The organism is Flavobacterium frigidarium DSM 17623, assembly GCF_000425505.1.
GTDB classification, from domain to species: Bacteria; Bacteroidota; Bacteroidia; order Flavobacteriales; family Flavobacteriaceae; genus Flavobacterium; species Flavobacterium frigidarium.
Genome location: NZ_AUDO01000020.1, coordinates 1 through 20,014 on the forward strand (window position 1 = coordinate 1; position 20,014 = coordinate 20,014).

At 33.2% G+C, this 20,014-nt stretch carries 22 protein-coding genes and 1 pseudogene; 3 read left to right on the forward strand and 20 right to left on the reverse strand.

The features are described from left to right. From H603_RS17340 to H603_RS0111370, 4 genes and pseudogenes are all read right to left on the reverse strand, one after another. Nucleotides 1-961, reverse strand: a pseudogene (locus tag H603_RS17340) (ISAon1 family transposase); the annotation flags it as partial. A gap of 7 nt (nt 962-968) precedes the next feature. Further along, nucleotides 969-1,328: an ISAon1 family transposase N-terminal region protein gene (locus H603_RS0111360; protein WP_026708720.1), complete on the reverse strand. Its 360-nt coding sequence runs from the start codon at nt 1,326-1,328 to the stop codon at nt 969-971. A gap of 1,169 nt (nt 1,329-2,497) precedes the next feature. Then, entirely contained in the window at nt 2,498-2,896 is a 399-nt protein-coding gene (locus tag H603_RS0111365) for a response regulator (RefSeq protein WP_026708721.1), read from the reverse strand. A gap of 5 nt (nt 2,897-2,901) precedes the next feature. Continuing rightward, complete coding sequence (locus tag H603_RS0111370; RefSeq protein ID WP_026708722.1) at nt 2,902-4,614, reverse strand: PAS domain-containing sensor histidine kinase; 1,713 nt, start codon at nt 4,612-4,614, stop codon at nt 2,902-2,904. A gap of 170 nt (nt 4,615-4,784) precedes the next feature. On the opposite strand from H603_RS0111370, the gene typA reads away from it, so the two are divergent. Then, nucleotides 4,785-6,581: a translational GTPase TypA gene (gene typA, locus H603_RS0111375; RefSeq protein WP_026708723.1), complete on the forward strand. Its 1,797-nt coding sequence runs from the start codon at nt 4,785-4,787 to the stop codon at nt 6,579-6,581. 272 nt (nt 6,582-6,853) lie between these two features. On the opposite strand, the gene H603_RS0111380 is transcribed toward typA, so the two are convergent. The 10 genes from H603_RS0111380 to H603_RS0111425 form a co-directional block, all read right to left on the reverse strand. Beyond that, a complete protein-coding gene (locus H603_RS0111380) occupies nt 6,854-7,624 on the reverse strand; it encodes a TerC family protein (RefSeq protein ID WP_026708724.1) in 771 nt (256 codons plus the stop codon). 33 nt (nt 7,625-7,657) lie between these two features. Beyond that, nucleotides 7,658-8,035: a hypothetical protein gene (locus tag H603_RS0111385; protein ID WP_026708725.1), complete on the reverse strand. Its 378-nt coding sequence runs from the start codon at nt 8,033-8,035 to the stop codon at nt 7,658-7,660. Between the two features lie 28 nt (nt 8,036-8,063). Next, a complete protein-coding gene (locus H603_RS0111390) occupies nt 8,064-8,639 on the reverse strand; it encodes a DUF1572 family protein (protein ID WP_026708726.1) in 576 nt (191 codons plus the stop codon). Between the two features lie 2 nt (nt 8,640-8,641). Next, nucleotides 8,642-9,214, reverse strand: coding sequence for a pentapeptide repeat-containing protein (locus tag H603_RS0111395; RefSeq protein ID WP_026708727.1), 573 nt, complete (start codon nt 9,212-9,214; stop codon nt 8,642-8,644). Continuing rightward, nucleotides 9,214-9,435, reverse strand: coding sequence for a DUF6095 family protein (locus H603_RS0111400; protein WP_026708728.1), 222 nt, complete (start codon nt 9,433-9,435; stop codon nt 9,214-9,216). Before H603_RS0111400 ends, H603_RS0111395 begins: the two co-directional genes overlap by 1 nt. Nucleotides 9,436-9,493: 58 nt before the next feature. Then, nucleotides 9,494-10,312, reverse strand: coding sequence for an N-acetylmuramic acid 6-phosphate etherase (gene murQ / locus H603_RS0111405; RefSeq protein WP_026708729.1), 819 nt, complete (start codon nt 10,310-10,312; stop codon nt 9,494-9,496). 356 nt (nt 10,313-10,668) lie between these two features. Next, entirely contained in the window at nt 10,669-10,929 is a 261-nt protein-coding gene (locus tag H603_RS0111410; protein WP_026708730.1) for a hypothetical protein, read from the reverse strand. Between the two features lie 54 nt (nt 10,930-10,983). Further along, the gene (locus tag H603_RS16740; protein WP_051219284.1) at nt 10,984-11,199 is read right to left on the reverse strand and encodes a hypothetical protein; all 216 of its coding nucleotides are present in this window, start codon (nt 11,197-11,199) and stop codon (nt 10,984-10,986) included. A gap of 373 nt (nt 11,200-11,572) precedes the next feature. Beyond that, nucleotides 11,573-12,241 carry a ZIP family metal transporter gene (locus H603_RS0111420; RefSeq protein ID WP_026708731.1) on the reverse strand — a complete coding sequence of 223 codons (669 nt, stop codon included), beginning with the start codon at nt 12,239-12,241 and terminating at the stop codon, nt 11,573-11,575. Between the two features lie 89 nt (nt 12,242-12,330). Next, a complete protein-coding gene (locus H603_RS0111425) occupies nt 12,331-13,095 on the reverse strand; it encodes a class I SAM-dependent methyltransferase (RefSeq protein WP_026708732.1) in 765 nt (254 codons plus the stop codon). Nucleotides 13,096-13,244: 149 nt separating this feature from the next. Here H603_RS0111425 and H603_RS0111430 point away from each other — a divergent pair, with 149 nt between their 5' ends. Further along, nucleotides 13,245-14,414 carry a THUMP domain-containing class I SAM-dependent RNA methyltransferase gene (locus H603_RS0111430; RefSeq protein ID WP_026708733.1) on the forward strand — a complete coding sequence of 390 codons (1,170 nt, stop codon included), beginning with the start codon at nt 13,245-13,247 and terminating at the stop codon, nt 14,412-14,414. 91 nt (nt 14,415-14,505) lie between these two features. Then, entirely contained in the window at nt 14,506-14,742 is a 237-nt protein-coding gene (locus tag H603_RS0111435; protein ID WP_026708734.1) for a hypothetical protein, read from the forward strand. Between the two features lie 123 nt (nt 14,743-14,865). Here H603_RS0111435 and H603_RS0111440 read toward each other — a convergent pair whose 3' ends face one another. From H603_RS0111440 to H603_RS0111465, 6 genes are all read right to left on the reverse strand, one after another. Then, a complete protein-coding gene (locus H603_RS0111440) occupies nt 14,866-15,711 on the reverse strand; it encodes a DUF6048 family protein (RefSeq protein WP_026708735.1) in 846 nt (281 codons plus the stop codon). Next, nucleotides 15,683-16,204, reverse strand: coding sequence for a DUF6452 family protein (locus tag H603_RS0111445; RefSeq protein ID WP_026708736.1), 522 nt, complete (start codon nt 16,202-16,204; stop codon nt 15,683-15,685). Before H603_RS0111445 ends, H603_RS0111440 begins: the two co-directional genes overlap by 29 nt. Before the next feature lie 79 nt (nt 16,205-16,283). Beyond that, the gene (gene rlmD / locus H603_RS0111450; protein ID WP_026708737.1) at nt 16,284-17,696 is read right to left on the reverse strand and encodes a 23S rRNA (uracil(1939)-C(5))-methyltransferase RlmD; all 1,413 of its coding nucleotides are present in this window, start codon (nt 17,694-17,696) and stop codon (nt 16,284-16,286) included. 194 nt (nt 17,697-17,890) lie between these two features. Next, a complete protein-coding gene (locus H603_RS0111455) occupies nt 17,891-18,625 on the reverse strand; it encodes a flavodoxin family protein (RefSeq protein ID WP_026708738.1) in 735 nt (244 codons plus the stop codon). Between the two features lie 209 nt (nt 18,626-18,834). Beyond that, nucleotides 18,835-19,353 (reverse strand): MepB family protein, encoded by a 519-nt coding sequence (locus H603_RS0111460; RefSeq protein WP_026708739.1) that lies wholly within the window; start codon nt 19,351-19,353, stop codon nt 18,835-18,837. A gap of 31 nt (nt 19,354-19,384) precedes the next feature. Next, nucleotides 19,385-20,011, reverse strand: a complete 627-nt coding sequence (locus H603_RS0111465; protein WP_157510435.1) for a hypothetical protein — start codon at nt 20,009-20,011, stop codon at nt 19,385-19,387. Between the last annotated feature and the right edge of the window lie 3 nt (nt 20,012-20,014).

Consider the following 20,014-nt stretch of genomic DNA (forward strand, 5'->3'; position numbering starts at 1 on the left):
AGGCAAAAAGATTAGATAATCTAAACAGGAAAAAATCAATTTTCCTAACTCCTCTGAATTGACTTCTAAAAGCTTTAATTTTAGCATTAAAGGATTCAGCTGAAGCATTTGTGCTTTGATTATCAAAGTAATTTAGTATTGATTGGTAATTAACCGTTATCGTATTGAGAACAATATTGAAGTTCTTAAATCCAGATTCTTCTACTTTTCTGTACCAATGCGCTAATTTCAACATCGCTACAGTTTTATCATTGTTGTAGATACCTCGTAGTTGCTGGGATAAAATATAAGCTTTCTTTACATCAGGGTATAATTCAAATTATAGATGTGCTCTTTCTTGTTGGTTATTAGTCCACTTTTCTCTAGATTTATACAGTATATATCGACTTCTGGCTAATAATTGTTTTACAGTATCTCCATTGTTTAAAAGTTGGGGAGTATGTACTCTGTTTTCTGATTTAGCTTGTAGTATGGCGTGATTCTCTCTGTCCATTGCTTCCCATCGGTACTTGATTCTAATTTCTTGTAAAGCTTCTAATGCTAATTTCTGTTCATGAAAACGATCTGTTACTTGTATAGCTTTTGGAAAACATTTTTTAGCTATCAACTTCATGGAATTAGCCATATCAAGAGTGATTTCTATAACTGCCTGTCTTTTTTTAGAGTCAATTTTACTGACTTGTTCTATCACTTGTTCTGTCTTAGTGCCAGCAACTATAGCAACTAATGATCCTTTTTTGCCTCTGGCTTTTTTATTGGTAACAATAGTATAAAGTTCTCCTTGAGACAAGGCAACTTCGTCAATGGCGAGATGAGTGCCTATGTTTTGGGGGTAAATAATCCATTTATGGGCGTGTTCTCTTGGTTCCCAAATACTAAAAGAACTTAAATGTTTTTTATATTGCCTTTGGAGTTTTTTACCGTTAACACCAAAGAAGCCACCAATGGTGTTGCAATTAATAGCGGTGTTATCTACTAGTTTCTTTTAAAAAAGCCGCAAACTCTTGCGTCATACGTGTTCCCTTAGCTACTAACTGCCTCCCGATAGCTATCGGGACGATAACTATTTCACCGTTGGTTTTATTTGTCCAACGACGACGTTTAATGTGTAAATAGACAAACTTACCTCTAAGTGGGAAATCTTGAATTGTGATTTCATCCAAAAATCCTTTGGACACTAATTCCAAAGAATCAAACTCTTTAGGAGATTTTGATTTTTCTTCAAAATAGAGATGTAGGTGTTCCTCAGAATTGAGTGCAGAAACTATTTCAAAGTTATCTACTAGAAAATCAGGAAGCATAAATTTTAAAAGTTCGACAGAATCCATTTACTATTATTTTGCTCTGCAAATATCTATGTTTTTTTTATATCCTCCCCAGGTTTTGTTCCTGATGCATTATTCCCAATATTATTGCTTTGCTTGTTAATTCGTAATTTCTATGATAATATCTATTATTTTTCAAAATCAGGATGTAATTTCAATAATAATAGTACCTTTTGTTGGCTTTTTGTCCATCTTTCAATAGGTTTACAAAGAATGCACTTCCTTCCTGCTAATCATTTTTCGTGTCACCATCTGTTAAATGTTGGTAGGATTGTACTTTGGTTTCGGCAGAAACTGCTAATTTGAACTAATTTGCAGCGTTGTTATCTGCGTAACTATACTATGTCTCAATTTTCAATCTACTTTCTAATGCTGTTTATTTTACGCAAAATATATTGCCTATTTGAATCGCTTTTGCAGAAGATTTTTCAGTGCGTTATTTCGTGGACTTATCCAGTTAAATAGTAATTTTAAAAACCTTGTGTTTGGTTTGACGTCAATCTTACTAAGGCGCAATTAATCTCTCTTTTTTTTTAATATAAATTGACAATAAAACAAATTAGGATTTAATTTTGTCTTGTATTACAAAATCCTGTACTGCATATTTGCATTTTTTTTATTTAATTGACCTGATACTTTTTATGGTTGTTATTGTTCTATATATATCTATATTATTTTAATGATTTCATTTATCGTCAGACATATAAAAACGTATGAAAGTGGGGATAGAGGCTAGCTACATACTTTAAGAAAAGTGATAATTGCTAAGCGTACATTATCATACTCTTATACAAAATTATTTATCATTTAAAAGGTCTAGCTGCGGGTTTTATTTGGAATAGCCGAATTGGTTACTTACAACTCAATACAAAATATAATCAGGAAGGGTAAATTTTGAATGGTTGACAGAACTCATGAAATATGATTATATTCTCTTAATATCTAAGAGAGGGTTATTAAATACGTCGCAAGTGTTGCTTTAAGTTAAAGATGTAGATTGTAATATTTTGAGGTACCTTGCTTATCTTGGATAAATGCGTTTATTAAATTTGAATAGTATTTACAAAAAAAAAAAAATAGTTGCGTATTCTATTAAGTGACTTGTAATTGTCGAAAAGCTCAACGAAAAATTGATGTTAAACCTGTTTTTGCTTTAACTTTTTATTAGACTACTAAATTAATGCTTCGGCTACTTTATTTAACATGCTTAGGGATATTGGTTTGGGTAAAAAATCCATCACCATTGGAAATTCTTTTATTTTCTCTAAGTCCTCAGGATCTATAGTGGATGATAAAACGATAACTTTTATATTGTGAAATTGTTTGAATGTTGGTTTACTGAATTCCTCCAAGAAGTCCCAACCGCCCATTATAGGCATATTTAAATCTAAGAAAATTAATTCGGGTACCGTTTTTTCTGAATCATCCAGTAAGTTATGGAATAAATTGATTGCCTCTTCACCATTTTGTGCTGTTATAATTTGGTCTGAAAAGGCAGCTTTGCTAATGACTTTTTTACAAAGCATCAGGGTTATAGGATCGTCATCTACAAACAATATAGTATTTAGCATTGGTATTAATTATGTGGAAATTTCATTACAAATTTTGTTCCTGCATTGACTTCACTTTCGATAGTAATTGTGCCGCCCATCCCTTCGACTTGTGATTTAACCAAATAAAGACCGAGTCCTTTACTATCCGGGTAATTATGAAATTTTTGATAAAGTCCGAACACTTTATCTTTATTACGATCTAAATCTATTCCAATTCCGTTGTCTTTGAAAATGATCATCGTTGACTGATTAACTAATGAGGCGCTAATCTCAATGATTAGTTGTGTGTTGGCAGATTTGTATTTAATTGAATTGGTTAATAAATTGGTAAATATGCTCTCAATATAAGACTTATTTATTTTAAAATCGGTTTCTTTTTTAAAATCGGTAATTAAATTGTGATCAATTGTGTTTAATAAAACATTTGTTTGAGTACATACTTTTTCAAATACTTGCGCTATCGATACCTCCTCTTTTGCAATATTTGGCGTTTCTTTGATAACCATAATTTTAGTTAGATCATTGATGGTGTCATTTAATAAGTGAGTAGATGTACTTAATCCGTTCAAAATGTCTTGTAACTCCTCATCATCGATTTTTATGTCCTCAACGAGGTTTAAGAGTCCAGTTAAATTAGAAAGAGGTGCGCGTAGATTGTGAGAAGTGATGTACGAGAACTGTTTTAAGTCGGTATTTTTTTTCGTGAGTTCTGTAATCAATTGTTCTTTTTCTCTTTCCTGCTTTTTAATTTCAGTGACATCTTTTTGTATAGAGATCCAATGTGAAAGTTGTTGCTCATTATTGAAAATAGGAATCATAGTGAAGCGAAGCCAAAATTCATCCCCATTTCTTTTGTAACATATCATTTCGATTATGTTTTCTTGTTGATTGCGAATGGAGCTTATCATTTCTGCAATTGCTTTGGGATTTGTTTTCGAACCTTTAAAAATATCAGGTGATTGCCCAATAATTTCAAAAGCTTGATAACCCGTCATCAGTGAAAATGCCGGATTTACATATACTATTTTCGGAAGTTGGTCCCCGTTAAAATTAGCTTCGGTTATGATGATAGAATCTTTTGTTTGTAGAATGACGGTCTCTAGCAATCGTAATCGAATTTCTTCTTCTTTTTGATTAGTAATGTCTTGGATAGCTCCAATCATTCGAATAGGTTTGCCAAACTTATCTTTTATTATAAAGCCTTTGTCTAAAACATATTTGTAAGTGCCATCAGCACATTTAAAACGATATTCATCTTGCCATTTATCTGTTTTCTCTTCTAGGAAAGAGTATAGTTTTATCGACATGAGTATGCTATCTTCTGCGTGAATATTGTCAAACCACCAAGCAGACGAATCGCCTATTTGACTTTTATTGTATCCAAAAATGGTCTCTATTCCTAAACTCCATTGTAGTTTATCGCTTTGAATATTCCAATCGCGTATAATGTCACTAGTAGCTTTGGCTACAATGTCATATCGATCATTTGATTCTTTAATTTCCTCGTTCGTTTTTTGAAGTTCAGAAAGATAGCTGCTATTGCGTTTATCATTTTTTGTAAGTATAAATTTTAAAGCTCCTGCAGTAAGGCTAATCAGAAAAATATCTTTAATAAAATTATATTCTTGAAGGTCAAATACGTTAGAATAACTAACAGACATTTTATGAAAAATTATAGCAGCAAACAATGCAATCAGCAGGTAAATAAGTGCTATTTGTGTCGATTTATTTTTCATTATCCAAATGTAATTAATTTAAGTTAAATACAAATAGCCGGAATTTTTATTTTCTAATGATAGTTGTTTTGGTGTGATCTGTTCCTAATTAGTTAAGTATATGTAAAGTATTGGATAAATATTTGTTTTATCAAAATAAAGTGTACCTTTGCACTCATTAAAAATCACAGATGGAATCTATTAGAAACATTGCAATTATTGCCCACGTCGATCACGGTAAAACAACTTTGGTTGATAAAATTATGTATCACTGTCAGTTATTTCGTGACAACGAAAACACAGGTGATCTAATCCTTGATAACAACGATTTAGAGCGCGAAAGAGGTATCACAATTACTTCTAAGAATGTTTCTGTTCAGTATAAAGGAACTAAAATCAACATTATTGACACTCCTGGTCACGCCGATTTCGGTGGAGAGGTAGAGCGTGTATTAAATATGGCTGATGGAGTTTGTTTACTTGTAGATGCATTTGAAGGGCCTATGCCACAGACTCGTTTCGTATTACAAAAAGCCTTAGACCTTGGTTTAAAACCATGCGTTGTTATAAATAAAGTTGATAAAGAAAACTGTACTCCTGAAGAAGTTCACGAAAAAGTTTTTGACTTGATGTTTGAATTAGGAGCTACTGAAGAGCAGTTGGATTTTCCAGCAGTTTACGGTTCTGCTAAGAATAACTGGATGTCTGACCACTGGGAGAATGTAACTGATAATGTGGAAGCATTATTAGATATGGTTATTGCAAATGTACCAGCTCCAAAAGTATCTGAAGGAACTCCACAAATGTTGATCACTTCTCTTGACTTTTCTGCTTTTACAGGTCGTATCGCTATCGGTCGTCTTGAAAGAGGTATATTAAAAGAGGCAATGCCAATCTCACTAGTAAAAAGAGATGGTACTGTGGTAAAATCACGTATTAAAGAATTACATACTTTTGAAGGTCTTGGACGTAAAAAAGTAACCGAAGTAATTGCCGGAGATATTTGTGCAATTGTTGGTGTTGAAGGTTTTGAAATTGGTGATACTATCGCTGACTTTGAAAACCCAGAAGCATTAGCTTCTATTGCAATTGACGAACCTACAATGAGTATGTTGTTTACAATTAATGACTCTCCTTTCTTTGGTAAAGAGGGTAAATTTGTAACTTCACGTCATATTAGAGATCGTTTGACGAAAGAGTTAGAGAAAAACTTAGCAATGAAATTAGGTGAAACTGATTCAGCTGATAAGTTTATGGTTTTTGGTCGTGGTGTACTTCACTTATCTGTTCTTATTGAAACAATGAGAAGAGAAGGGTACGAATTACAAATCGGTCAACCACAAGTTATTATTAAAGAAATTGATGGTAAAAAATGTGAGCCAATTGAAGAGTTAACAATTGATTTACCAGAAAATCTTTCTGGAAGAGCAGTTGAATTTGTAACTATTCGTAAAGGTGAAATGCTTTCTATGGAAGGTAAAAATGATCGTATGATTATTAAATTCAACATTCCATCTCGTGGAATCATTGGATTACGTAATCAATTATTAACAGCTACTGCTGGTGAAGCGATTATGTCACACCGTTTTATTGGGTATGAACCTTTCAAGGGAGCTATTCCTGGACGTAACAACGGTTCATTAATCTCTATGGAGAATGGTAAAGCAATTCCTTACTCTATCGATAAGTTACAAGATCGTGGTAAATTCTTCGTTGAACCTAACGCTGAAATTTATGAAGGTCAAGTTATTGGTGAAAACTCACGTAGCGATGATATGTGTGTGAATGTAACTAAGGCTAAAAAACAGTCTAACGTACGTTCATCTGGAAATGATGAAAAAGCGAGAATTATTCCGCCAATCATTTTCTCTCTAGAGGAAGCTTTAGAATACATTCAAAAAGATGAATATGTAGAGGTTACTCCTAAATCTATTCGTTTGAGAAAAATCTATTTAACTGAGACTGATAGAAAAAGATTTAAAATCTAATTAATACAAGCGCTAGTAAAATAGCACTCTTATTATAAATATTAAAAATAGTAGTAAACTTTTGTTTACTACTATTTTTTTTTATCTGTATCTCAAGGAATTATGTCAATAACGTTTAATTAGTGCGTTGTTAAATTGTTGAAATAGTGAAGGATAAAACAAGTATTGGACTTGCTTACCATGAAAAAAAAATCCCGATCTTTTGTGATCAGGATTCTCTTGCTTGAAAGTATATGTTAACCTACCTTGTTTAATTTTTTTGAATCAATTACTTATCTTTTTTTTGATGCTTTCATATTTAGCACTTCAACTAATAATGAAAATGAAATAGCAAAATATAGATAACCCTTTGGTACCGCTGTGACATGACTACCAAAGATCACTGCATTAGATAAATGCGCACTTTCTGTAATCAACATAAATCCTATCAAGATTAAGAAGGAGAGTCCAAGAATTTGTATTGAAGGGTGCTTATTTACAAAATTCCCAACGGGAACAGCAAATTGCATCATTATTAGAACGGAAATAACTACCGCGGTTATCATAATGTATAAAGCTCCTTCCACACCATTTGTCATACCTACTGCGGTAAGTATACTGTCAAACGAAAAAACCAAGTCAATTAATATAATTTGGAAAATTACATTACCAAAAGATTTGGTGGCTGCATTTCCAAGTTCTTTTTCTTCATGGCCTTTATCGTCTACTTTTTCTCTAATTTCGTTTGTACTTTTATAGATCAAAAACAATCCACCTAGAAGCAATATAATGCTCTGTCCAGAGACTTGCGCAGAAAGCCAACTAAAATCTAGAACAAACCAAGGTTCCTTCATTGCAATCAAATAGGAGATTCCAAGCAGTAATGCAATACGCATGAACATTGCTAAAAACAACCCTATTTTGGTTGCCTTTTTGCGGCTTTCAGGTGGTAATTTACCGGTGGCAATTGATATAAAAATAATATTATCTATTCCTAAGACGATTTCTAGGAAGGTTAATGTAATCAGTGCTATCCAAGCATCGGGGTTTAAAAAAACTTCCATAGGTGTAATAGTTTAAATTTTGAGAAATTAAATTTACAGATCTGATATTTTTGTAACGGTACCTCTTTGTTTCTGAGCAACACCCACCATACCAAATTCGAATGTGTATGTATTTCCAGAGGTGGTTAGAATTTTCATATCAATAGATTTTTCTTCTGCCATATTCTTTGGATGAAGCTTCTTTAAAACATATTCGCAGTCGTTCACCCATCTCACAGTAGCAGTGTCTATTTTGCCATCGTAATTCTCGATTTCGATACTGTCATTTCGCTCAAAGTAAGTGGTTTTTTTTACACCGTCTACTTCATATTCAAACTTGAATTTTCCGGTTTTAAAATCTTTGCAATTTCGTTCTACATTGTAACAAGATGCGGCTAAGAAGAGTAGGGGTATGATAAGTAATTTTTTCATGAATATGTTGTAATATAAAATAAACTGTTTATTCTAATCGTTTTATTTCTTTATCTGTAAAGTTCTGAATATTTTTTTCTTCAGCAAACATTGTATTGTTATAATTTACTGACTTGTTGCGAGGAATTGTCAAACTATTCCAACTGCTCTGTTTTAATAATTTTGAATAAAAAACTATTTGGCCAATGTGATAAGGATAGTGTGCTAATTGTCTATTAATAGCTTCTACGACAGTATGACCTTCGTTTCTAATGTAGATAATTTGAGAGAGATTTTCTGCTTCAAGCGAATCTAAAGTGGCAAATAAACAATTCCACCCGCTGCTCCATATGTCAAGGACTTCATCTTTCGTTTTTAAATCATTCGCAAATTCTGTGTCGCGATTCCGCCAATCTTTCTCTCCGTCAGTAATTAAAAAGTCTGTCCATCGAGAAAGCATATTTCCTGCGATATGTTTTATAATTGTAGCAATACTATTTGTGTCTTCATTTGCTACAATAAATAATTGCTCGTCTTCTAATTGATCAATAGCTTTTTCGCCTACTAATTTATAGTAAGCAAATTGCTTCTTAGTACTACTCAAATAGGAAAGAGCTACATCCATGGCTAATTAATTTTTATATCATGCTTATCAAGTAAACCAGTGATTCCGTCTCTAGAGAACCTTGCCTTTTTCATTGGGTTGTATTCGGGGTCAATTTTATAATTGTACGCTGTGGTAAAATCTACTTCTTTTAACTGCGTTTCGTGAAACAAAGCGTTATCCAAATTGCAATTATCAAAAGCCGAATTAGATAATATCGTATTTGAGAAATTCACATCTCGTATGGAGCAATTACTGAAGTTGGTTTTTACCATTTTTTTGTTGGTAAATGAAGCGTAATCCAAAACACAATCCTGAAAACTACATTGAAATAAAAAATCGTTGCATGTGTTGAACTCAATTCCCATTAACTTACAATTAATAAAATTGACTGTTTTCAAATTTGTCCCTATCAATTTTGTCATCGATAGATTGCAGTCAATAAATTCGCAGTCCATAAATGTATTATTAGAAAAATCGCTATTGGAGAAATCACAGTTCTTGAAGATGCAATCTTCAAATTCACGATTACTTACTTTTTTATTGATAAAATTAACCTTATCAAATGTTTTCTGAATATGAATTAACTCTTCCATTAATCGTTGAATAAGCCTTTTACCATTGTTTGCAATCCTTTAAACATAAAATATACGGCAGCTATGCAGGCAATAATTCCCACTGCTAAAACAGCATAATGCCAAACGTTGTCTGTATTTATAAAAGCATTGTAAATAATAGCAGGACCAATAAATAATAGTGGTAATGCCCATGCTAAGTATTTTATTCCTTTAGATAAAAGCACTTTATTTGTAGCCATAATAATTTTTTTATATTTAAAATTTAAAGAAAAGTAGGAGATGGAGAGAGCTTAAATTTTAATTGTTCAAATGATATTGCTCAACTGCTTTTCTAACGCTACCGGTAGTTTGCAGTAAATTAGCAGCTTCTTCATAGCTCACTGGGATTTCACTCATAATCATTTTTACACCGCGATCTACTAGTTTGCTATTGCTCAACTGCATGTCAACCATTTTGTTTCCTTTTACCTTTCCAAGTTGGATCATAGTTGCAGTTGATATCATATTCAATACTAATTTTTGCGCTGTCCCAGCCTTCATTCTAGAGCTTCCTGTAACAAATTCAGGACCAACAACTACGTCAATAGGAAATTGCGCTATAGTAGAAATAGGACTTCCTGCATTGCAAGAAATACTAGCTGTGATCATTCCATTTTCATTGCACTTCTCTAAACCACCAATTACGTAAGGAGTTGTTCCCGAAGCAGCAATACCTATTACCACATCATTTGAAGTAACAGTATGTTGTTGCAAATCAATCCAGGCTTGCGTAGTGTTATCCTCGGCATTTTCTACTGCTTTACGAATGGCTTCGTCACCACCAGCAATAATTCCAACAACAGTGTCAAATGACACACCAAAAGTAGGTGGACACTCAGAGGCATCGACTACCCCTAATCTTCCCGAAGTTCCTGCTCCAATATAAAAAAGGCGTCCACCATTTTTCATTTTCTTAACTATTTGAGTCACTAAAGCAGCGATTTGCGGCAGTGCTTTTTCAACAGCATGCGGTACAGTTTTGTCTTCGTTATTGATATTTGTTAAAAGCTCGTCAACCGACATTTTATCCAAATGCTCGTAGTTAGAAGTTTGCTCAGTAATTTTATTAAAAGTCATTATTTCTTGAAATTCAGAGTTGAAAAGACTCAAAGATACTACCTTTTTAAAAAGTATTTTTAATTTTACACTTTTGATTTTATGCTAGCTACAGAAAATTTGGTGACAAAACATCTCATATTTATATCTTTCAAAAATTCTTGATTTTGAAAGATAATAATCTCTGTGATTTTTAGGTTTTGGAGCAAGACGTACTTTTGTTTACAAGAAGTTTATATCCCGCTTTCCGTTATATCTCCCGCTTTGGCTGTCGCCACGCGAGAGGATGCCACTGCAATCGGGGCTATTGAGATAGTTATCAATTCTAATTTAGTATCAAAAAAAAAGAGAAACAAAAAATGTGTTCCTCTTATTTTCTAAGCTATTTGCTGTAATGTGATTTTTTTATTGTTTATGAATAGTCGGCAACTAACAGACAAAAACCCCGAAATATTGGTCTTAACATGTAGTTTGTTGCCATTTTTATCAATCAAGCTTCCAGTCATATTGCTTGGAGTGATAAAATTTAGTTGCTCGTCTTGAAGTTCATTATTTACAAAGAGTTTTTCGCCAGAGAACCAGTTGTTTGTTATTCTAATTTCATTGCCTTCATAATTTGTAGTCCATTCACTTTTCATTTGGTTTTTTAAGTTAGGTTAGTATGCTAGTTTTTGTGCTAATAATTGAAATGCTTAAGATGATTTTTTATCAGCATCATTTAAAGCGCTTACAATTGCTTCGATTCCACTAGGCTCATGGTCATTTCTACTTACGGCAAGACCGTTCTCTAAAATTTCATTTCGCTCTATTTGAATAGCTAATGTTAGCATTTCATATTCGGTTAGATTAGGATGTTTTACTTTTAACTCTTTAAAAATTTCAACGTATTTTCTAAGTCCTGTTTTCATCTTACTGGTTTGAATTTTATAAATTATTTGCGCGTTGGAAATCTTAGTCTTGTAATTTTAAATACAAGTATTTAAACAAAGGATGCTGCATTTTAAAGAGAGTGTGGGAAATATTCCTGAGTCAGATTTTACCTTCGTCCAAATATAGCCAACTTTCTTGTACTTTATATACAGTGTAGGAAAAAGTATCTATAATTTCGTATGAAACAAAACGTGAACAAAACATTCTTATAGCCTAACATGTACCGCGTGAGGGATAGTAGTGAAAATCCTTTTATTTTTTTTGAGAAATAAAAGATTGTAGCAAATAGCCCGCCCCATTATATGCCTGATTTTTATCAAGCATATAAAGGGACACGCCAAAAATTTTTTTTTATAAGAAGAAAGCTAATAGAATTCCCATTATAATCATAGAAACCTTAGCGATATTAAACTTGTGGCCTTCGCTACTTTCAAAGATGATTGTAGAAGAGATGTGAAATAAGATTCCGATTACAATTGCCGTAAGTTCAGTGTGGTAATCGTTTAATATAGGAAGATAGTCAGCCGCAATAGTTCCTAGCGGAGTCATTGCTGCAAAGGTCATCATGAAGGCAAAAATTGCTTTTTTATTCAATTGTGCATTCATGAAAAACGTCGTTAAAATAATTGCAATAGGCAAATGATGAATTGCAATTCCTATAGCTAAATCATTGTGATGGCTTACCGGAAAGCCTTCAAGAAAAGCATGTATGCACAAGCTTAAAAATAGAAACCACGGAATGTGCGCCATATTAGGATGGCCGTGAACATGACCGTGCTCAGCTCCTTTAGAGAAGAATTCTAAGATGATTTGGAATAAAATTCCCACCATGATAAAAGCTCCAATATTTGGATTGTGTGTTTCGTATACCTCTGGCAATAGGTGCATTACTGTCAATGACAGTAAGAATGATCCACTAAAGGCTAGCAATAATTTTAAGTTTGTCTTGTTCTTTGGTTTTAAAATCAAAGCAATAACATAACCTAATAGCACTGATATTAAAGGTAATAAGTAATTCATGATAACTGTTGAATCGTGTGATGGGTTATAAAACTAACCGTTTATTAATGGCCTTGATTAACCATAACAACGATTAGCCACTATGGCAATTACTTAAAAATCATAATTAAGCGTTCGCTCTCATTCTTGTAGAATTTCTTTAATTTATAATCTCCAAAAATGTCTAGCAAGTAGATTCCTGCTTCTTCCATCATGGTTTCAAAATCTTGCAGAGTAAGTGCTTTTACTTTTTCAGTGTAATGAAAATCTTGTCCGTTATCGCTAAAAATGATGTCTTTGCAAATGTGGCCATCTTTTAAATAACGTTTAAGATGAAAGTCTATTCCGTCTACAGTTTTCGTTTCCTCAGGGACCAGCGTGTTTAAAACTTGAGTTACATTCATGAAATCGATGACAGCAAAACCATATTCAGACAAGCTCTCTTTAATTGCTTTTAAAGTGGTTAAATTATCCTCTTCATTTTCGAAATAACCAAAACTAGTAAACAAATTAAAGATTGCATCATACTTTTTTTCAAAAGGCTCGCGCATGTCGTGCACCTCAAAATGTAGGGTGTCGTTTGTATTCTTGCTTGCTTCGGCAATACTATTTTCAGAAAGATCAGCTCCCAAAACATCAAACCCTAATTGGTTCAAGTAAATAGAGTGACGTCCTTTACCGCAGGCCAAATCCAATACTTTTGCTTGTTCAGGAAGGTTCAAGTAATGGGTAAGATTATCCATGAAAACTTGCGCCTCTCTATAATTTCTATCTTTATATAATATGTGGTAATACGGTGTGTCAAACCAAGAGCTAAACCAAGTTTGTGCTGGTTGATCTTGATTTGAGGCAGTAGGTTTTAATTCTTCAGACATTTATTCTTTTTCAATTTATTCTATCCGGCAAATTTAGTGTATTTTTGCTGAAAAATAACGAATCAGTTGCGATACAAACAGATTCACATAATTTTTATCTCAAGCGTTTGTAGTTTTATGAAGGGGCTTGTTTTAAATGATACAAAAAGATGGAAGATAATTTTAAGATGGTGGCCAAAACCTTTTTTGGTTTCGAAGAGATATTAGCAAACGAATTGCAAAAATTAGGCGCTCAGGAAGTAGAGCAGGGCGTAAGAATGGTTAGTTTTAAAGGTGATAAAGGATTTATGTATAAGGCGAACTTGTCTTTGCGTACGGCTTTAAAAATTTTGAAACCTATTTACTCTTTTAGAGCTAATAATGAGCAAGCGTTATATAAAGGTGTTTCTGGTGTGAACTGGTCTAAATATATCAATGCAAATCAAACTTTTGTGATTGATGCAACGGTACACTCAGATAATTTTAACCACTCAGAGTTTGTTTCACAAAAATGTAAGGATGCTATTGTAGATCAATTTAGAGAGCGCACGGGACAACGTCCTAGTATCGATAAAGCACATCCTGATTTAAGAATTAATATTCATATTGATAGAGACCAAGTTTCTGTAGCATTAGATACTTCTGGAAATTCCTTACATCAGCGTGGCTATAGAACAGCAACCAATATTGCTCCTATAAATGAGGTGCTTGCTGCAGGTGTTTTATTACTTTCTGGTTGGGATGGAGAAACTGATTTTCTTGACCCTATGTGTGGTTCTGGAACTTTTCTTGCAGAGGCGGCGATGATCGCATGTAATATTCCAGCAAATATTAATCGTAAAGAATTTGCATTCGAAAAATGGAAAGATTGGGATAATGAATTGTTTGATAACATTGTTGATAGTTTATTGAAAAGAGTACGTGAGTTTCATCATACGATTAAAGGATATGATAAAGCGCCGTCTGCAGTTCAAAAAGCGAAGGACAATATTAAGAATGCCAACCTTGAGGAGTATATTACTATCGACGAGCAAAACTTTTTTGACACCGAGAAAACGACTCAGGGAAAATTACACATGGTATTTAACCCACCGTATGATGAGCGTTTAGATATACACATGGAAGAATTCTATAAAAACATAGGAGATACTTTAAAGAAAAATTACCCAGGAACTAACTCATGGTTTATTACAGGTAATCTTGATGCCTTGAAATTTGTTGGTTTGCGTCCTTCTCGAAAAATTAAACTTTTTAATGCAAGTATTGAAGCACGTCTAGTGAAATACGAAATGTATGAAGGAAGTAAGAGAACTAAATTTCAAGTAACTGAAGAGGAATAAGAAGAAAGAAAATAGAATGGTACAAATTTATCATTGATAAATAGTAACCAACTTTAATTTTTTTTAGACCTTTAACTTTAAATAAAACAGCATGACAAAATTACAAGTAAGAGCTTTTTTATATCAATTGGGATGTTTTGCAATTCTGTTTATATCTGCGCGCTATTTAGTAGAGATGTACACTGGATTAACAGGACTTTGGGTTCCATTTACTGCATTTGTAGTAGGAACCATTTTATCACCAAAGTTCAAAGCATTGCGCACAAAAGATGGCGAAAAGCTATATATGAAATGGATTTTCATTAAAGAGGTAAAGGAAATTGGATAATAACAATCATTGTATTATTCTAATAATAAAAAAAGGAGCCAATTATAATTAATATAATTGGCTCCTTTTTAATTTTATAATTGCTTTTTTTGATCGAAAAATAAAATCAAACTACTAGCATTTTTATTTTTTAGGTAACGGTTTCTTAGGAACAATCACCGGAACAATTTTCTTTTTATAAATAGGGATAAAGTAAGAAATAGTATAGTTGAAACCAACACCAAAACTTCCATCATAAGTGCGGTTGAAACCAGGAATATATAAATTATCAAAGTTATCTGGTTTTTTATTGCTTACTAAAGTATTCAATCGCAAACTAAAACCCACAAATACATTATTGAAAACTTTTGCTTTAACGCCTGCTACAACCTCAACCCAACTAGCACTTAGGCCATTGTATTTTTGACCTGAGCTAATTTCTGGAACTTCACCAAAATAAGGCGTCGAATTGTAGATTTTATAGTCATTCAGTTGCTGGCTGAACGAACTAAAACCGTAACGCAATCCCACAGAAATAATATTTTCCATATCAAGCCAGTTTTCATAGGCATTATAATCAAAACCAACTTTCACGTAACTTCCCTTTGTTGTAAAGTTTAAGCGATCATCATCAGTAGTTTTGTTTTCGTTTCCTATTTCTGCAGCGGCATAGTATTTTTTAGAAAGACGGTAATCCCCAGTGAACTCAATTCCTTTATAATCTTTGTCATATAGCATGCGAGTCAATTTGTATACATCAACACCCACACGCAAACCGTAACGATTGATTTTAGGAACTACATTAATAGTGTCCGTAGGTTTGATAGCTGTTTTACGCACTTCTTCATAATCATTTGCAGGAATAACAGGAGCAGTCTCAGTTTGTGGTTTTACTGGAGCTATTTTTTTAGGACCTGTTTCTTGTGCAGATAAAATGCAGGCTGAAAGGACAAAATAAATACTAAAAATATATTTCAAGGTGTGTCTCATTTTCGTTAGTAATGGTACTCTTTTTTACAGCAACATATTTAATCCATTGTTGATCTGCAGCTGCACCATCAGTAAGGATAAATGGATTTGCTGGGTCTAATGTGTATTCGGTTTTGTAACCACAAGCTCTAGAAACATACACATTTTCACGAGTATAATTAAACTGAATTTGGTCCTCGTTAGCCACCGGTGTTGTTGTACTACCAAAGTATAAGATGAATCGATACTTAGTTACATCAGCATCTGTTTTTAAAGGAATCGAAACCGTGCTTCCGTTAATTAATGTGCTTGAGTTGAAAGTAACTGCTTCTGTCTCGTTTTCCTCAATAATGGATAAATTAGTTACATCTTTTAACACAGAGGAATTAGAAATATCGTAAAACGAAATCACTAATCGAGGAGTTGTAATAGTATTAGCATCACAAATATCATCTTTCTCGCAACTGGAAAAAGTAAAGGCAATAGCGAATATTAAGAGAATTAATTTTTTCATATACTTTTTTTTGTGATTGGTGATCAGTAAAAAGTAATTAGTACAAAATTGAAGCTAATTACTTTTTACTAATTACTACCTATCTTAACTCAAGAAGAACGACATTTTCTACGTGATGCGTTTGCGGAAACATATCCACAGGACGTACGCGTGTAACTTTGTATTTCTCATCCATTAAAGCTAAATCACGTGCCTGTGTAGCTGAGTTACAACTTACATAAACCACTTTTGAAGGAGCAATTTTCATAATTTGCTCAATTACGTCTTTGTGCATTCCGTCGCGTGGTGGATCAGTTATAATTACATCTGGCTGTCCGTGTTGTGCAATGAAGCTGTCGTTGAAAACCACTTTCATGTCTCCTACAAAGAACTCACAATTTGTGATTTCATTGCGTACCGCATTTGCTTTTGCATCTTTGATAGCATCAGGAACACTTTCGACACCAATTACTTTTTTTGCTTTTTTAGAAACAAATTGAGCAATAGTACCTGTTCCAGTATATAAATCATAAACCACTTCTTCTCCAGTTAAACCAGCGAAGTCGCGCGTTATTTTGTATAATTCGTATGCTTGATCAGAATTAGTCTGGTAAAATGATTTAGCATTAATACTAAATTTCAATCCTTCCATTTCTTCCAATATGTAATCACGTCCTTTGTATAGCTGAATGTCAGTATCGTATAATGTATCATTTGCTTTGCTATTGATAACAAATTGTAATGACGTAATCTCAGGGAATTTATCGTATAAATAATCTAATAATAATTCTCTCTTAATTTTATCGTCTTCAAAGAATTGGATTAATACCATGATTTCACCTGTTGAAGCCGTACGCAACATTAATGTACGTAACAAACCTGAGTGCTCTCTAGGATTAAAGAAAGTCAGACCATGCTTGTTAGCAAAATCACGAACTTCATTTCTGATGGCGTTTGAAGGATCTTCTTGTAAGTGACATTTATTAATGTCTAGGATCTTATCCCACATTTTTGGGATATGGAATCCCAAGGCATTCCTATTTCCTAAATCTTCAGTACTGCTAATTTCTGCTTCAGTTAACCAACGGCTGTTAGAGAACGAAAACTCCATTTTATTTCTGTAAAAGAATTTTTTCTCTGATCCTAAAATTGGTTCAAAATCAGGAAGTTCTATTTTTCCAATACGTTGTAAATGATTTAAAACTTCATTTTGCTTATAATAAAGTTGTTGTGTGTAGTTCATGTTCTGCCATTTGCAACCACCACATACCCCAAAATGCTGGCACACTGGCTCTACACGATGTTCTGATAATTCATGAAAATGTACTGCTTTCCCTTCATAAAACGACTTGCGTTTTTTGAATGTTTGTACATCTACCACATCACCTGGTACCACATTTGGTATAAACACTACTTTACCATCCGGTGCCTTTGCAACCGATACGCCTTTTGCACCTGCATCAAGGACTTTTATTTGATGAAAGACAACCTTGTCTGTATTTTTTCTTCCCATGGCGCAAAAATAAGCGTTTGTAAACTTTTATAAATTCAAAAAGCAAAATATTTTTTAAAAAGAATGCTTTTTATTTTTACGTTATTGTTTTCAGTCTATTATTTAAAGTAAAACAATAAAAAACCCTTAATTTAAATGTAGTTTTTTAAGACTTAAATTTAAATTAAGGGAAAGTGTAAAATTCTGTATTTCAATTATCTATATTCTGGATTGTCAAACTCCCATCGTTCTCCATTGTCCCAATCTTTACGAGAGTTACCATAACTAGGGTAGCCACCATTTGCTTTCATCATCGCTGCTAAGTGTAGTAAATTATAGGTCATGAAAGTAGTGTTTCTGTTGGTGAAATCACTATCAAATCCCACTGGTTTATCTAGTTTTTCTCCCTTCCACTCTGTATCTCCATAACTTGGTCCGGGTCCCACGGTTCCTATCCAACCAGCATCAGCTTGTGGAGGAATCGAATATCCTACATGTTGTAATGAATACAAAATTCCCATTGCGCAGTGTTTCACGCCATCTTCGTTACCCGTTATAATACAACCACCTACTTTTCCGTAGAATACATATTGACCTTTGTCATTTGTTTTTCCGCTCATGGCGTATAGTCGCTCAATTAATTTTTGTGCTTCAGATGATTTTTCACCTAACCATATTGGAGTTCCCACCACTAATATATCTGCAGCTATAATTTTCTCGTATATAGCAGGCCATTCGTCAGCGTCCCAACCATATTCGGTCATGTCCGGATAAACGCCGCTTGCCACCTTGTGATCTATTAATCTTATTTCTTCGACTTTTACATTTTCCTTTTTCATAATTTCCTTCGAAACATTTATTAAGGAAGAAGTGTGGCTGATATCAGGAGACTTTTTCAAGGTACAATTTACATAGACAACGCTTAGATGACTAAAATCTAAATTTTTCATAATGTATTTTATTTTTGGTGAATAACTAAACTGCGGTTTACTTTGCTTTTTCTTTCTATTCGAAAATCGTAAAACCAACAGCTATTAGCTAAAATAAGGAATATTTTACAAAGGCTTAGAATTTCAAGACGGCAATGTTATAAAACGTTTTTTTTAATCTCTTTTTTTAAAGGAATACACAAGGAGATTATCCGATATATATTTATTAATTATAGCGATGACTGACCGTAATTAAGAAGCTGATGTAGCCTTTTTTTCAGTTCTTCAGTATTTATTTCACTAGGAATGTAATAGTTTTGCTGCCATTTCTGGGTTTTAATGGCTTGTTTGCTTTTTACTGTTTCAGTAGGGGCATATACGCGCATTCCTCTTTTACCATCCTTATTAAGATAGCTGATAATCCCGCAATCCTTAAGTACATTTTTTGGAAAAATGAATTGTCCTGTCTTTTCCTCTCTTATAACAGTTACTATAAAATAGTCAAATTTATCATTCCAATCAAATGGAGCTGTAATTCCCTCTAGATTTCTTTTCCAGATTGTAACAAAGTGGCCTAGTTTAGTGGGAGTAATTTTCGCTTGACGGTAAATAATCTTCTTATTATTTAATAGAAACGAACAAGCTTTAAATTCTTGGCTTTCACTACTAGCGATGAAGTTTGTTACTGCAAAATCTAATTTTTCGAAATAGTCTTTTAAATTTTGCTGTAGCTGTGATGCGTAATCCATTATGTCACTGTTTTTAAATTGGAAAGTCTAATTACGGTTGGAAATTTTTCTTCTTTTTAATTATTGTTAAAGCTTCACTTAGATTGTGCTCTCCTCGATGCGAGTAATAGTTACCAGAACGATCGACCACAACCATGCTACTACAAGGAAAATGTAGCATAAAAAAAGATTTTTGTATTACATGGTCACGATCTGCTTGCCAGTTAATATTTCCGTACATCTCAATTCCCTCTTTTTCTTGGTAAATAAAAAACTGCTTCACATCATCCCTACTTTCCATCTTTGCCGCATGCGCTTCATAATTCGCTATAACTGCCGTTTTATCGCCTGAACTATTGCAAGAATCTAGCCCAGGAAAATATTCAATAACAAGGAATTCGGTGGTGTCAAAATAATGTTCGTCGGTGTTTAAACTTATCTTTACGGCATCAAACTGCTCTGCAGTTAGTTTTCCCTTTTTAATTCTAGGCGCTTTAAGATTTACAACTGTTGAATCGCTTTCGACTTTAAAATAGAAAAAGTCGTCTTTGTATTTTGTAAAAGTAAGACTGTCAATTTGTTTATAATCATCTGTGCTGTAATACTGCTTCTTTTGAGCGTGCATATTGGTCATTAAACAACATAAATAAGTCAGAATAAATAAAAATGTTTTTAACATAGC